Origin of the sequence: Chryseobacterium sp. IT-36CA2 (assembly GCF_949767875.1) — a bacterium.
GTDB lineage: Bacteria > Bacteroidota > Bacteroidia > Flavobacteriales > Weeksellaceae > Chryseobacterium.
Genome location: NZ_CATKPG010000024.1, coordinates 79,296 through 93,427, shown reverse-complemented (window position 1 = coordinate 93,427; position 14,132 = coordinate 79,296). Strand labels below are relative to the sequence as shown.

Below are 14,132 nucleotides of genomic sequence, written 5' to 3'. Positions count from 1 at the left end.
CAATATAATTTTGCAAAAAGAAAACTAATAACTATGAATAAACATATAAAGTAAGTGTCGTAAAACAGAGTTACTTCTTAAGGGACGGTAATACAGGTTCGAATCCTGTTCTGCATCAGCAGATAGTAGAAATGGTAACACCCCGTATAAGTCTCTGTTTAATTTAATCACCTTACTAAAATTAAAATCAAGTGTCGTCTTAGAATCATACTTCGAGATTGAGTAAACATTGGGTCGCAGGTTCGAATCCTGCCTTTTCCCTCGAAAAGGAGAGGTAGCTCAGCAGGTAGAGCAAATGCACGGAAGATTCTGAAAAATATTACCTTGATTTACATAAAAAGAGTGCCGTAGAGAAGGCCTACTTCGGTTTAATTTGGTTCGACTCCAGAAGGTCATGAAAGTGATCTTGTACAAGCCTTTTCAAATCTAGCCTCTTTTATTTTAAAAAACAAACAAGTGCCGTAGGAAAATGTTACTTCGCTCATCACGACGGGGTCACGGGTTCGAATCCCGTCTCTTCCACAACAAAAAAACACGGTCTATATAGGAAGAGTAGCTCAGTTGGTTAGAGCACGACTGCATTATTCGTTTTTCGCCTTGTTTTTATACTATCAGAAGCCGGAAGTGGGATGTTGAAAGATATCTTTGTATATAATTTTCTATAAAGTCAGATATATTTTCAGACTTTAACCCCTTTCTTCTTCCCACTTCCAGCTTCTTTATATTATTATTTTGAAGTGTCGTTAGGAAAAAATTCATCGTAACACAATTAGGGAGGAATAGCGAAGCCGGTCATTCCGGCAAGGTTATCCGGTTCGATTCCGGCAAACGTTTAGCCCGGTTTTTTCCTTATTTTTACCTTTAAAAAATGCCGACAGATTACTGATCGGCATTTTTCATTGTATTTTCAAGCTCTTCCTCAAACATGAGTTTCCATTTAGAAAGAGTAGTTCTGCTTATTTTATATTTTCTCGACATATAGCTTGTAGAATGACCGTGCTTTTTCTGATACTGCAACAATTTTAGCATGGTCTGCCTGTCGTAAGTTTTAAGTTTTTGATTTTCTCTGGACTGTTTGAACAGTTTTTCATTGAACTTAAGCACATCTTCACTGGTATGAAGCTTTTCAAGGAGTTCTTTAATTTTTGGATCCTTTAGCTTTTCCGGATATTCCATCCTGAGCATATCCAGATAAATTTTCTTGTAATTGGGGCGCATGTTGTGTCTGTTTATCCGTTTACATTATCACTCTTCTGAAGCCATCTGTGGAGTGTACTTTTCGGGATAGAGTATTCTTTAATGACTTCACTTTGGGTCATCTCACCGGAAAGAATTCTTTTCATAATAAAGTCTTTGATTTCCTGAGTGTAAATGTTTTTCCTGAAATAAGGTGTTTTCTCAGATTTCTGTTGGTTTTTATTAACTGCAGAAGGAGGCGCATATAAAATCAAATGTGAACTGTAGAGTCTGAAAAAATCGTATTCCAATAATTTACTCCATCTTAGAAGTAGATCTGAATCCATTGATTTATTGGCATACATCATTTCAATAGTTCCTTCATCCTTGCCTAAAAATTTGCATATCCTTTCTGTTGTTATTTCATTTTCATCTACCCTTTCCTTAATAAACTTCCCAATATGAATTTCTTTATATAACATTTTTAATGAATCTTGTTCTTTTGTTTAAACTTATGTATCAAAAAAACGAAAATAGGGTATGTATATTATTTATTATAGCGAAAATGATTTAATCAGATTTGAAATCGATAAAAAATAGAAATTATGATTTAAAAATATTAAAATATATTTAATAAGATCATCAATCTTAAAAAATGGATTTATAACTAACCAAATATATAAAAACAGGTGGGTAAGGATCACCTTAATGTACTTGGGTATATTCTTTATTTTTAATGGTTTCCTCTTCTCTCTTTCAAACTTCTCTTCCTGCCATTTGTGTAAAATAATATATAACCTATTAAGGTTTTTATATAATTCTATGAGTGAAAACTGTGCATACATTGATAAACAGTTTTTTACGCGTTGAATTTTTAATTAGTACCAAATAATTGCTTATTCGGTTTCAAATGTAAACAAAAATAAGAAGTAATAATAGTTGAAAATGTAAAAATCATACATTATATCTATTTTTTAATGAAAATTAACATTTTATAAGAATTGATATGTTAATTATTGAAAGCAGTATTCTTACTTGTAAAAAAATGATAAAAAGAAAAAATTGTATACCACTGAGACAGTCCATACCTTTGCAAATCAATGAAAAATACTATAAGCTTATTCGACTTTTCGAAAAAAATAAACTACAAGAATGAATTGCTTGCGGGTTTCACGGTAGCAATGACGATGATTCCCGAATCACTTTCATTTGCTATTCTTGCTGGTCTGTCCCCGCTTACAGGGCTTTATGCAGCTTTTATGATGGGACTCGTGACGGCAGTTTTAGGTGGACGTCCTGGAATGGTTTCCGGTGGAGCGGGAGCAACTATCGTTGTATTGATTGCTCTTATACAATCTCATGGAGTAGAATATCTTTTTGCCACCGTAGTACTTGCTGGAATACTTCAGATGGCTGTAGGAATCTTTAAACTTGGAAAATTTGTAAGACTGATTCCACAACCAGTTATGTATGGCTTCCTGAACGGATTGGCTATCATTATTTTCATGGCACAGGTAGAGCAGTTCAAAATTACAGATGCTAATGGAGCAGTAAGTTGGCTGCAGGGAATGCCTTTATACATCATGGCAGGATTAACTGCGCTTACAATTGCCGTAGTTTATTTTTTTCCAAAAATCACAAAAACTGTCCCTGCCTCTCTGGTAGCCATTATCATTGTATTTGCTGTTGTTCTCGGGTTTAATATTCCGACAAAAACAGTAGCAGATATTGCCCATATCAGCGGAAATCTTCCAACCTTTCATATTCCCCAGATTCCTTTTTCTCTGGAAACTTTACAGATTATTTTCCCGTATGCCTTAATTATGGCGGGAGTAGGTCTTATTGAATCCCTTCTGACATTATCTATGGTAGATGAAATTACCAATAGTAAAGGAAATACAAATAAAGAATCTGTAGCTCAGGGATTGGCGAATATTACCAATGGCTTCTTTGGCGGAATGGGTGGATGTGCCATGGTAGCACAAACACTGGTGAATCTGAATGCGGGTTCCAGAGCAAGATTATCCGGAATAATAGCATCCTTATTGATTCTAATCATTATTTTATGTGGAGCACCTGTCATAGAGAAAATTCCTATGGCGGCTTTGGTAGGAGTGATGATGATGGTTGCAATCAGTACTTTCCAGTGGGTATCCATCAGGATTGTGAATAAAATGCCGAAATCGGATATTTTTGTAGGTGTTACCGTAGCTTTGATTACGGTGATTTTGCATAATCTGGCTTTAGCTGTTTTGGTCGGGGTAATTATTTCAGCACTGGTTTTTGCATGGGATAATGCTAAAAGAATCAGAGCAAGAAAATATGTTGATGAAAACGGGATAAAATATTACGAAATATACGGACCTTTGTTTTTTGGCTCAGTGACAGCATTTACAGATAAATTTGACCCAATGAATGATCCGGAACAGGTGGTTGTTGATTTTAAAGAAAGCAGAATTGTAGATATGAGTGCTATAGATGCTCTGGACAAATTATCCAAACGTTATAAGCAATATCATAAAACCTTACATCTGCGTCATCTCAGCGAAGACTGCCGAAAAATACTTAAAAATGCAGAAGCTGTAGTGGAAGTCAATATTCAGGAAGATCCTACGTATAAGGTGATGCCGGAAAAATAGAAAATAAAATTGAATTGTTTATCAATTATCAATTATGAAGAATAAACCCCAATAACAAGACAAGGACTGTAAGAAAAATCTACAGTCCTTGCTTGTTTAGGTTATTAATGTATTCGCGATAAAATCAGGCACTAAAGCATAATTTGATAATTTCATACTGATGGAAGCTCTTCCACTGGTTAGAGTTCTCAGGTCAGAAATGTACCCGAAAGTTGAAGCTAACGGAACTTCCGCTGCAAAAATCCTTCTTCCTGATTTTTCATCAATAGAAGTTATAATTCCTCTTCTTCTGTTGATGTCCGCAGTGACAGCGCCCGTGTATTCCTCAATACTTTGGATCTCTACCTGCATAATAGGTTCCATCAATTTAGGATGACATGCTTTTGTCGCTGCTTTGAATCCTTCTCTTGCAGCAATTTCGAAATCAAATGCTGCGGAATCCTGAGCATGAAAAGAACCATCCAGAAGAGTCACCTTCATATTTTCCAGAGGATATCCTTTCAATGGTCCATGATCCATAGCTTCTCTGAATCCTTTTTCAACAGAAGGAATGAATTCGCTAGGAATAACACCTCCTTTGATCATATTGATGAATTCCAATCCATGTTCATGGTCATTTCCTGGTCCGATTTCAAAAGTGATATCAGCGAACTGACCGCTTCCTCCATTTTGTTTGGAAAGCTTTTCTCTATGAACTTTGGTTTCCGTTAAGATCTCACGATAAGAAACTTTAGGTTTTCCCTGATTGATTTCAATACCATGATTCAGGCGGATTTTCTCCAGTGTAACCTCAAGATGAAGTTCTCCCAATCCACTTAATAAAGTTTCCCCGGTTTGCGGATCTCTTTCTACCACCAACGAAGGGTCTTCTTCCTGAATTTTTGCGAGCACCAAACCAAAAGATTTTTCATCACCATTGGTTTTTGGCTCGATAGCAACTCTGATAACAGGAGTTGGAATCGTGATGGCTTCCAGTAATATTGGCTGATTAAGAGAAGATAAAGAATCTCCGGTTTTGGCATCCTTTATTCCCGTTAAAGCAACAATATCTCCTGCTTTGGCTTCATCTAGTGATAACGTTTTGTCCGACTGCATCTGTAAAATTCTCGAAATTCTGAAACTTTCACCCGTCCTTACGTTCAATATCGTATCTCCGGATTGTATCTTTCCGGAATATACACGAAGCATAGCAAGCCTTCCCATATGTTTATCAATCACAACTTTGAAAACAAGCCCTGAAAAAGCAGCCGTTTCATTTCTTTCCAATGTCACGGTTTCTTCCGTTTGAGGATCTCTTCCCTGCAAGTCAGCAAGCTGATCAGGGGCCGGAAGATAAGTAACCACAGCATCAAGAAGAGGCTGAATTCCTTTATTCTTAAAAGCAGAACCGCATAGAACGGGAACAGCTGATCCTGTTCTGCAGACTCTTTGTATAGCTTCTGAAATCATTTCAACAGTAACTGTTTGTTCAGTATCCATAAAAACCTCAAAGAACTTCTCATCGTTTTCTGCAAGAGTTTCCATTAACTTTATTCTGTATTCATCAGCTTCAGCAATATAATGGTCAGGAATTTCCTTTTCCACAATGGTTTCACCGTTTTCATCGGTCCAGTATAATGCTTTCATTTTGACAAGATCAATAACACCTTCAAAATGTACTTCAGCACCCATTGGAATCTGAAGAGCCAAAGGAACAGCATTCAGTTTGGTTGTTATCTCATTGAGAACTCCAAAGAAATCTGCCCCAATTCTATCCATTTTATTGATGAAACAGATTTTGGATGTTCCATGTTTTTCAGCCTGGAACCAAACATTTTCAGTCTGTGGCTGAACTCCTGACGATGCACAGAAAACAGCAACAACACTGTCCAAAACCCTTAAGGAGCGTTCCACTTCTACTGCAAAATCAATGTGCCCTGGCGTATCAATAATGTTGATATTATACACTTTATTGTCTTTTTTCCATTGGGTAGAAACTGCAGCGGATGAAATGGTAATTCCTCTGTTTCTTTCCTGTATGTCTTTATCCATGGTAGTATTTCCGTCGTCTACATTACCGATTTTATGAATGAGTCCAGTGTAATACAAAAGCCTTTCTGATAAAGTTGTTTTTCCTGCATCTACGTGTGCTATAATCCCTATATTTCGTGTGTTGTATTTCATTTTGTTTGATTTAAATTGTTGATTTTTAGATCTGTGTCTGGCAGAGATTCTGAAAAAAATGAGCACAAAATACACTCCGGTCTCATAAAGCCGGCAAAACATTTTCTGTATTTTGTATCAAAGGAAAATTTTCAGAGATCTTAACAAACAACAGAATTTTCTTGAATTGTTAAAGTCTGAAATCAGGGCAGCAAAAAAGACCTATTTGAATAGATAGGTCTTCAATATATTTTTAGGTATAAAAGATCTATAGAACTATTCAGATAAATATTCAGTGCTGCCAAAGAACACAGCTCTGACAGGATTGCTTAAAGTTATAATATTTATCATTTTTGTTGACATTGTTGATTTTTAATCGGTTGCGAAATTATAATTTTTTTTTGATTTCCAAAGAATTTTTCAAAATATTTTTTTTGAGTTGTTATTAAACGCTTCGAAAATCACCTTCAGTGAATCTACCAAAATTGTGGATTTTCATAAAAATATCTTAAAACAGAGAATGAACGTAATGCTTTTATGATAAAAATTTTATCTTTGGGAAGAATAGTCTTATAAACACTTTTTGATGAATGAAAATTTTAAATCTTTTTCAAGAAGCTAAATAAAAACTTTTAACTTAAAACCTATTGAAAACAGATATCGACATTCAAAACCACTGTCATTTTTCCTTTGACCTGTGGCTCACCTTAATCAAATCTCACCCTGAATTTAAAGCAAAAAGAGTTGAGCTGTTCTCCTCATTTTTCAACGTAGATAAACCAATAGAGGAGGTTGCGAAAACCGTAAAATATTATGATGATCTTTGCAATACGATCAATGAGGTGACAGGAGGGAATATTGATACTTTTGAAATTTATCTGATGATTTTGGGTGCTTTGAATGTAGATGTAAAACAATTGAATAAAGAAAAACTCAATGCGTTTTACAACAAAAGTGAAGAATTATTTCTGGAATATAAACCGGTTGTGATTTTTGAAAATATTCATGATTTTTTTGAGGATATCAAAAACCAAGGGAAAACCATTAATATTCTGAGCAACACCGGGTTTATCAAAGGCAAAACAATGAGAAAATTCCTGATTCATGAAAATCTGGATCAGTACATAGACTTTCACATCTATTCTGATGAAATCAACTGTTCCAAACCGAACCCGCTTATTTTTCAGGAAGTGAAGAATAAGATCGAAGATCAGGATTTGCCATTGCACCAGATTCTGCACATCGGAGACAATCCTGTAGCTGATTATCAGGGAGCAAAGAACTTCGGTTTCAGTGCCCATTTACTTAAACACTAAAAATAAACATGAATACAAGATACAGCTTACACCACATTCATTCGGCAGATGAGTTTACTTTCTCACCTGCAGAATACAGCTATTTCAAGTATGGCGATAAGTCGTATGCTGAAAAATTTGCAAGAGAATTATTCGACGGATTTGTTTCCGAAAATGCAGAACTTTTAAATACAGATAAAGAAATTGTAGTGCTGCCAAGCCCTTATATGGCTATTCCAACAGCATCCAATTTTTTATGTTTTTTCTTTAAAAAGCATCTTGATTTTTATCTGTTTCAAAAAGGAAAAAAGTCAAGTATTTTATCAAAAATCAACAGAAATCATACCTATATCACAGATTACGGGAATCTTAATTTTGAAGACCGAAAAAATCTGATCGCAAATGACACTTATTACATTGATAAGGACTTTTTGAGAGGAAAACTTTGTATTTTTATAGACGATATAAAAATCACGGGAAGTCATGAATATACAGTCAACAGAATCCTGGATGAATATAGTGTGGAAGCAGACTTTATGTTCCTGTATTATGCAGAACTGATGAATTTTGACCTTGACCCGAAAATTGAAAACTTTTTCAATTATTATGCAGTGAAAAATGTAAATCATGTTGCAGAAGTGATGAATAAAGAAAGTTTTGAATTCAATACAAGGATTGTAAAATATATTTTAGGACTGGATTCAAGTAATTTTGATTATCTTACGTCTAAAGTAAAAAAAGAACAGATGGATCTGCTTTTGGAGCTGGCTATCAGTAACAATTATCATTTAATAAAAGAATACGAAAATAACATCAATACTTTAACACAAACGGAATTATATTATGGCTATTAACTTACAAAAAGGACAAAGAGAAAACATTAACGCACCTAAATTTACTGTAGGTTTAGGATGGGATATCAATAATACTTCTACAGGAACGGCTTTCGACCTTGATGCTTCTTTATTTTTGCTTGGGGACGACAAAAAATTAGTTTCAGATAATCACTTTATTTTCTATAACAACCTTGAGTCTCCGGACAAATCTGTAATCCATACAGGGGATAACCTTACAGGAGAAGGATCAGGTGATGACGAGCAGATCAAAATTGATCTTACAAAAATTGATAGTGCTATCAAAGAAATTACAGTAGTAGTAACTATTCACGAAGCAGATTCAAGAAAACAAAACTTTGGACAGGTAAGAAATTCTTTCATCAGAATTTTCAATACAGATACGAATGAAGAGATCTTAAAATATGAATTAGACGAAGATTTCTCAATCGAAACGGCTGTAGAATTCGGAAGAATCTATAACAGAAACGGAGAATGGAAATTTGAGGCTGTAGGAGCAGGACAGAGAGAGGGCCTTGAGAAATTTGTATCAATTTATCAGAAGTAATCATGGACAATCAGGAAAATCAACCCATAGATCCACTAGGATCAATAGAACCTCTTAAAACCTTTGAACCAACTCCAATGGTTCCTCCAACTCCGGCTCAGCCTGTTCAGAATGCAGCGCCGGCAGTTCTTGTGGATAGAGAAGGAAATGTAAACCTGACGCAATTGCAGTCAGAAGAACGCCAGAAATATGAAGTTCTTGCCAACTCTATTGACGAGGCAAATCCAGGTTCCATCGTGAATTTTGGGGCAGAGCTTCAGAAAACTTTAACCAATCAGAGTGACAGCTTTTTAGGAAATGTTAGAAGATCAAACTCTGGAGAAGTAGGAGGACTTATCAATGATCTTTTGGTAGAGCTTAATTATGTAGACGTAGATGAGCTTAACGGAAATAAAGTAAAAAATTTCCTGAGTAAATTACCATTCATGAAGAAAGTAATGACTCAGGTGGAAAACTTATTTGCAAAATATGATAAGATCATCAACAATATCGAGCAGATCTCTTACAAAGTAAATGCAGGAATCATCACTTCTACAAAAGATAATGCTGTATTGCAGACTATTTTTGAAAGTAATGTGAATTCTATCAAGCAGATTGAAGATCTTGTAATTGCAGGAAATATAAGAATGGAAAGAGCTGCAGTAGAATTGGCTCAAATGGAGGCTAGTCCTCAGGATTATCAGGATTATCAGATTGCAGATAAGAGAGATTTCATTGCAAGGTTAGACAGAAGAATGGCAGATCTTAAAGTAGTGCGCGTGATCATGATGCAGTCACTTCCACAGATCAGACTGGTACAGAATAACAACGTTTCTATTGCTGAAAAAGCACAGACGATTCTTACCACAACACTTCCAGTCTGGAAAAACCAGCTTTCATTGGCTGTAGCAATGTACAGACAACAGCAGAATATTGAAATCCAACAGAAAGTATCTTCTACTACAGAAGAGATCTTAAGAAAGAATGCAGAGCGTCTTGGACAGAACTCAATAAATGTTGCAAGAGCTAATGAGCAGACCATTGTATCTGTGGAAACATTGAAAGAAACAACATCAATGTTAATCAATACATTGAATGAAGTGAAACAAATTCAGAAACAGGGAGCAGATAATAGAAGAAAACTGGATCAGGATCTTCAGACATTGGAGCACGAACTTAAAGCTAATGTTAGAGGTTAATTTATAGCATACTAAGGTGGGGGATGATGCAGCAACCATATTGTCGCAAAGCAAAAGAAGATTAACAAAGCTTAAGCTTCTCGCTAATTTTTTTGAACATATTGACATCATATCTATTTACATCAAAACAGATATTATCCACAATCTGTTCCAGGAAAATACGGCTTTAGATTACAATAAACTGGAACTTTTTCACCTGCAGTATACGGACAGCCTCATAGAACTTCTGACTAAAATTAAGAAGCAGAAGGAAAATGATATGCTGGCGGTCATCAATGAAATTAACATCAACGGTAAATATATTTCAGGTTTTGAAGAAAGGCAGGTAGACAGTTTTCAGACCGACAGGAAAATGTATAGCGGTGTATTTTCCCAGCATCTGAAAACGTTGTATAAAGATCTTACTGAAGATAGTTTTACAGCCAATTGGGAGAATGTATTGTACTTTCATAAAAAGTATGCCCAGGAATTTTACAGAACAGATGCAGATGAAACCCTGCTGAAATCTGATTCTTTCCCGGCATATCAGTATAAAGATTATTCCATTGAAAGAAAACTGTTGGGAAGACTTAATATACAAGGATTTAAAGTTCGTTTTGTCTGCGGTTACCTTGTTGGAACCCATGATTATGAGCTTTTCAAAATCTTTCAGTCTGATGATCATTTTATTTTCAGTGTAGACGAAAAGAAATTGTATCTTTTTGACAAAGAACTGGATAAACTGGATACTTCTGAAAATCAATCAAATCAAAGTTCTATTATTGATCAGCTGAAAAGTAAAAATGAACAGCTGGAACACAGTATGAACGAGAGAAAACGTACGTTACCACCGGAAGTAGAAGGTGTTTTGAAAGACTATATCAAAAACCTGGAAAATATGGATATTATGAGCAAAATATTTGACTTCGATGAAGAAACCAATATTCTGCGGGCAATGCTTAATTTGAATTTAAATAATAACTAGAACGAAATTTGAAAAGCAAAGAAGATTCACTTTTTTGCAAAATAGTAAATAACAACTAAACATAAAAAGATGGCTATCAACTTACAAAAAGGTCAGAGAATAAACCTTAAAAAAGAAAATGGAGCTGAACTTTCCCAGGCTTGTGTAGGAATCAACTGGGGAGCAATTGAAAAGAAAGGATTTTTTGGAACTAAAAAAGAAGCAGTAGACTTAGACGGAAGCTGTATTTTATATGATTCAAATAAAAACGTTACGGAAGTAATCTATTTCGGAAACCTTAAATCAAGAAACGGATCTGTAAGACACAGTGGAGATGACCTTACTGGTGACGTAGACGGAGATGACGGATTGGATAATGAAGTAATCACAGTAGATTTCAGCCAGCTGGAGCAGAATGTAGAGCATGTGGCAATGGTACTGAACAGCTACAGAGGCCAGGATTTCGGAACCATTCCTTTTGCTTCTATCCGTATTTATGAAGGAACACCTACCAATGTAAGAGAAGTTTTTGCAAAATATGATATTGCGAATGATGCATCTTTCAACGGACACGTTGCTATGGTAATGGGGGTTTTCTATAAGAGAAATGGAGAGTGGAAATTCAATGCGATTGGAGATCCTACAGCAGATAAAAAGCTGGAGCAGACGATCCAAACGGTACAGATGAATTACCTATAATCAATTGACAATCAAAAGATAAATAAAATAGCAATATTTGTACTCTGTGCATCTATTGCTTTTATCATATAATAACATAACTCAAGTGGAACATCAAAGTATTTTAGAACTGCACCCAGGTCTGGTGTGGGGATTTGCAATAACAGTCGTTATCATGCTGCTCCTGGACTTAGGGGTATTTAATAAAAAAAGTCACGAAGTATCTTCCAAAGAAGCTACTATATGGTCTATCGTATGGATTTCGCTTTCAATGGTTTTTTCAGGAGTGGTATATTGGGTATTCAATACCGATGGAAGTCCTGCAAGCCATGCTTTGGCAATAGAGAAATTTACACAGTATCAGGCTGCTTATTGGATTGAAAAAGCACTTTCTGTGGATAACTTATTTGTATTTATCCTGGTTTTCGGGTTCTTTAAAGTTCCGAAATACCTTCATCACAAAGTTCTTTTCTGGGGAATTATTGGAGCATTGATCTTCAGAGCTATATTCATCTTTGCAGGAGTAGGACTGATCAATCTTACCTATCTTCCTGAAATGAATATCTTCGGAGAAGCTGTGAAAATCAACGTTGTAATGGCCTTATTCGGATTATTCCTTGTGTATGCGGGGATCAAATCCTGGGGTGATGGTGACGATGATGATGATGAAGATTACAGCAATACAGCAGGAGCAAGACTGATCAAAAGTTTCTGGAAGGTTTCCGATAACTATGATGGAGATAAGTTCTTCACCATCCAGAACGGAATCAAAATGGCAACACCTCTTTTAGTAGTGGTAGGGGTTATCGAATTTACTGACGTTCTTTTTGCGGTAGACTCTATTCCGGCGATCTTCGCTATTTCTAATGATCCATTCATCCTTTATACATCAAATATCTTCGCTATTTTAGGATTAAGATCATTATATTTCCTGTTGGCCAACTTTATCCACATGTTCAGCAAACTTCCCTACGGATTGGCGATTATCCTGTCCTTCATTGGAGTTAAAATGCTTATTGCACCATGGATTCATATTCCGTCTCCGGTTTCTTTGGGAATCGTAGGAGGGGTATTGGTAATATCTGTTCTTTTATCCATCATCTTCCCTGAAAAAGAAGAAGAGAAGAAAGAAGAATTGGAAGAAAAATAATTGTATTTAAAATATATAAAGAGCCTCTGGAATTTATTTCTGGAGGTTTTTTTATTTGTGTTTTTTTCGGAAAAATATAAAGGCACTAGGAGGATAAGCATTTTGCAATTACTTAAGGCGCAAGAAAATCAAAGATTTTCAGCAACGTTGAATTTTAAAACGCAGAGAATTAAAACTTCAAAGATTTTCGGCAAGGAGGCTTATAAATTATTTATATTATTCAGAGTTATATTATTAACGATATTAAATTTTATCGCAGATAAAATCCTTACGCCTTTAATATATGACATCTATAAAAATTTAGTGCCTTTGCGTTTTCCAACATCTTACTTAAAAAAAATATTTTAAAAATAAAAAATAGACAGACTGGTCTGTTTGTTGTTTTTTTTCATACATTTGTTCCAGAAAAGAAAAGTATATGAAATCTCCAAGAGAAAGAATTGTAGAAACAACCTTTGATTTGTTTGCCAAACAAGGATACAACTCCACAGGAATCAACCAGATTATCTCTGAAGCAGAAGTCGCCAGAGCAAGTTTCTATCAGTATTTTAAATCCAAAGAAGATTTGTGTGTAGAATTTCTGAATGTGAGACATGAATATTGGTTTGGTGAACTCAATACCTTTGTCGCAAAAGAAAAAGATTCAACATCTAAAATCATCAAAGCTTTCGATTTTCTAGTCTATATGAATGACAAGGAAAACTTCAGAGGATGCAGTTTTCTGAACATTCTATCGGAAATACCTACGGATAATACCAAAATTCTAAGTGTGATTCAGTTTCATAAAACTGATCTTAGAAACTATTTTCTAGAGTTGATGAATGACGATATTGTTTCTGATCACATCTATATGCTTTTTGAAAGCAGTATCATAGAAAGTCAGCTTTTCAAATCCAATGAATTAATTGAAAAATCAAAAAAAATAGTCACCAATTTAATACAATAAATTATGGAACAAAAACATCCGCTTCCGCCTTTCACTCTTGAAACAGCATTAGAAAAAATCCAACTGGCAGAAGATGCCTGGAACAGTCAGGATCCCGAAAAGGTTTCTAAAGCTTATACTATCAACAGTGAATGGAGAAACAGAGATACCTTCGTGAATGGTAGAGACGAAATTGTAGAATTCCTTCAGAAGAAATGGGAAAAAGAACTTCATTATAAGCTTAAAAAAGAGTATTGGGCACATACAGATAATCGTATTGCCGTTCGCTTTGAATATGAATATCAGACAAAAGAAGGAAACTGGTTCAGAGCCTATGGAAATGAAAACTGGGAGTTTGATGAAAACGGTTTGATGGCGAAAAGATATGCAAGTATCAATGATCTGGCTATCCAGGAACAAGACAGAAAGTTCACATAAAATAATAAGAAATTATCTCAAAACTCAAATTATTTGGTTTTTGTCATTCTGACGAAGGAAGAATCTTAATGATAGACAATGATATGAGATTCTTCATTACATTTCTGAACTGCGTTCGCAGACTTTCAGTCTGTGTTCAGAATGACACTTCCAAGAAATGCTCTTTT

13 protein-coding genes are annotated in these 14,132 nt (G+C 35.1%); 10 read left to right on the top strand and 3 right to left on the bottom strand.

The features are described 5' to 3' along the window. Positions 1–879: 879 nt before the first annotated feature. Complete coding sequence (locus ACM6F9_RS19535) at positions 880–1,218, bottom strand: helix-turn-helix domain-containing protein (RefSeq protein WP_414847238.1); 339 nt, start codon at positions 1,216–1,218, stop codon at positions 880–882. A gap of 11 nt (positions 1,219–1,229) precedes the next feature. Then, positions 1,230–1,658 (bottom strand): transposase, encoded by a 429-nt coding sequence (locus ACM6F9_RS19530; RefSeq protein ID WP_414847237.1) that lies wholly within the window; start codon positions 1,656–1,658, stop codon positions 1,230–1,232. Between the two features lie 618 nt (positions 1,659–2,276). On the opposite strand from ACM6F9_RS19530, the gene ACM6F9_RS19525 reads away from it, so the two are divergent. Next, a complete protein-coding gene (locus ACM6F9_RS19525; protein ID WP_414847236.1) occupies positions 2,277–3,815 on the top strand; it encodes a SulP family inorganic anion transporter in 1,539 nt (512 codons plus the stop codon). Between the two features lie 96 nt (positions 3,816–3,911). Here ACM6F9_RS19525 and fusA read toward each other — a convergent pair whose 3' ends face one another. Then, entirely contained in the window at positions 3,912–5,978 is a 2,067-nt protein-coding gene (gene fusA, locus ACM6F9_RS19520; protein WP_414847235.1) for an elongation factor G, read from the bottom strand. A gap of 626 nt (positions 5,979–6,604) precedes the next feature. Between fusA and ACM6F9_RS19515 the strand changes: the two genes are divergently transcribed. The 9 genes from ACM6F9_RS19515 to ACM6F9_RS19475 all read left to right on the top strand — a co-directional run bounded on the left by ACM6F9_RS19515 (position 6,605) and on the right by ACM6F9_RS19475 (position 13,965). Then, complete coding sequence (locus tag ACM6F9_RS19515) at positions 6,605–7,273, top strand: HAD family hydrolase (RefSeq protein WP_414847234.1); 669 nt, start codon at positions 6,605–6,607, stop codon at positions 7,271–7,273. 8 nt (positions 7,274–7,281) lie between these two features. Continuing rightward, on the top strand, positions 7,282–8,106 hold the full coding sequence (locus ACM6F9_RS19510; RefSeq protein WP_414847233.1) for a phosphoribosyltransferase family protein: 825 nt from the start codon (positions 7,282–7,284) through the stop codon (positions 8,104–8,106). Further along, the gene (locus tag ACM6F9_RS19505; protein ID WP_414847232.1) at positions 8,096–8,653 is read left to right on the top strand and encodes a TerD family protein; all 558 of its coding nucleotides are present in this window, start codon (positions 8,096–8,098) and stop codon (positions 8,651–8,653) included. Before ACM6F9_RS19510 ends, ACM6F9_RS19505 begins: the two co-directional genes overlap by 11 nt. A 2-nt stretch (positions 8,654–8,655) precedes the next feature. Next, complete coding sequence (locus ACM6F9_RS19500; RefSeq protein ID WP_414847231.1) at positions 8,656–9,831, top strand: toxic anion resistance protein; 1,176 nt, start codon at positions 8,656–8,658, stop codon at positions 9,829–9,831. A gap of 16 nt (positions 9,832–9,847) precedes the next feature. Then, the gene (locus tag ACM6F9_RS19495) at positions 9,848–10,795 is read left to right on the top strand and encodes a hypothetical protein (RefSeq protein ID WP_414847230.1); all 948 of its coding nucleotides are present in this window, start codon (positions 9,848–9,850) and stop codon (positions 10,793–10,795) included. Between the two features lie 69 nt (positions 10,796–10,864). After that, entirely contained in the window at positions 10,865–11,473 is a 609-nt protein-coding gene (locus tag ACM6F9_RS19490) for a TerD family protein (RefSeq protein ID WP_414847229.1), read from the top strand. 85 nt (positions 11,474–11,558) lie between these two features. Continuing rightward, complete coding sequence (locus tag ACM6F9_RS19485) at positions 11,559–12,602, top strand: TerC/Alx family metal homeostasis membrane protein (RefSeq protein WP_414847228.1); 1,044 nt, start codon at positions 11,559–11,561, stop codon at positions 12,600–12,602. Positions 12,603–13,020: 418 nt separating this feature from the next. Further along, on the top strand, positions 13,021–13,548 hold the full coding sequence (locus ACM6F9_RS19480; RefSeq protein ID WP_414847227.1) for a TetR/AcrR family transcriptional regulator: 528 nt from the start codon (positions 13,021–13,023) through the stop codon (positions 13,546–13,548). 3 nt (positions 13,549–13,551) lie between these two features. Further along, positions 13,552–13,965 (top strand): DUF1348 family protein, encoded by a 414-nt coding sequence (locus ACM6F9_RS19475; protein WP_414847226.1) that lies wholly within the window; start codon positions 13,552–13,554, stop codon positions 13,963–13,965. Positions 13,966–14,132 lie beyond the last annotated feature (167 nt).

What these genes read in the sequence shown, in the direction of transcription:
- ACM6F9_RS19490 (WP_414847229.1), top strand. Translation starts at nt 10,865, where the DNA reads ATGGCTATCAACTTACAAAAAGGTCAGAGAATAAACCTTAAAAAAGAA.
- ACM6F9_RS19530 (WP_414847237.1), bottom strand. Translation starts at nt 1,658, where the DNA reads ATGTTATATAAAGAAATTCATATTGGGAAGTTTATTAAGGAAAGGGTA.
- ACM6F9_RS19475 (WP_414847226.1), top strand. Translation starts at nt 13,552, where the DNA reads ATGGAACAAAAACATCCGCTTCCGCCTTTCACTCTTGAAACAGCATTA.
- ACM6F9_RS19535 (WP_414847238.1), bottom strand. Translation starts at nt 1,218, where the DNA reads ATGCGCCCCAATTACAAGAAAATTTATCTGGATATGCTCAGGATGGAA.
- ACM6F9_RS19505 (WP_414847232.1), top strand. Translation starts at nt 8,096, where the DNA reads ATGGCTATTAACTTACAAAAAGGACAAAGAGAAAACATTAACGCACCT.
- ACM6F9_RS19480 (WP_414847227.1), top strand. Translation starts at nt 13,021, where the DNA reads ATGAAATCTCCAAGAGAAAGAATTGTAGAAACAACCTTTGATTTGTTT.
- ACM6F9_RS19510 (WP_414847233.1), top strand. Translation starts at nt 7,282, where the DNA reads ATGAATACAAGATACAGCTTACACCACATTCATTCGGCAGATGAGTTT.
- fusA (WP_414847235.1), bottom strand. Translation starts at nt 5,978, where the DNA reads ATGAAATACAACACACGAAATATAGGGATTATAGCACACGTAGATGCA.
- ACM6F9_RS19525 (WP_414847236.1), top strand. Translation starts at nt 2,277, where the DNA reads ATGAAAAATACTATAAGCTTATTCGACTTTTCGAAAAAAATAAACTAC.
- ACM6F9_RS19500 (WP_414847231.1), top strand. Translation starts at nt 8,656, where the DNA reads ATGGACAATCAGGAAAATCAACCCATAGATCCACTAGGATCAATAGAA.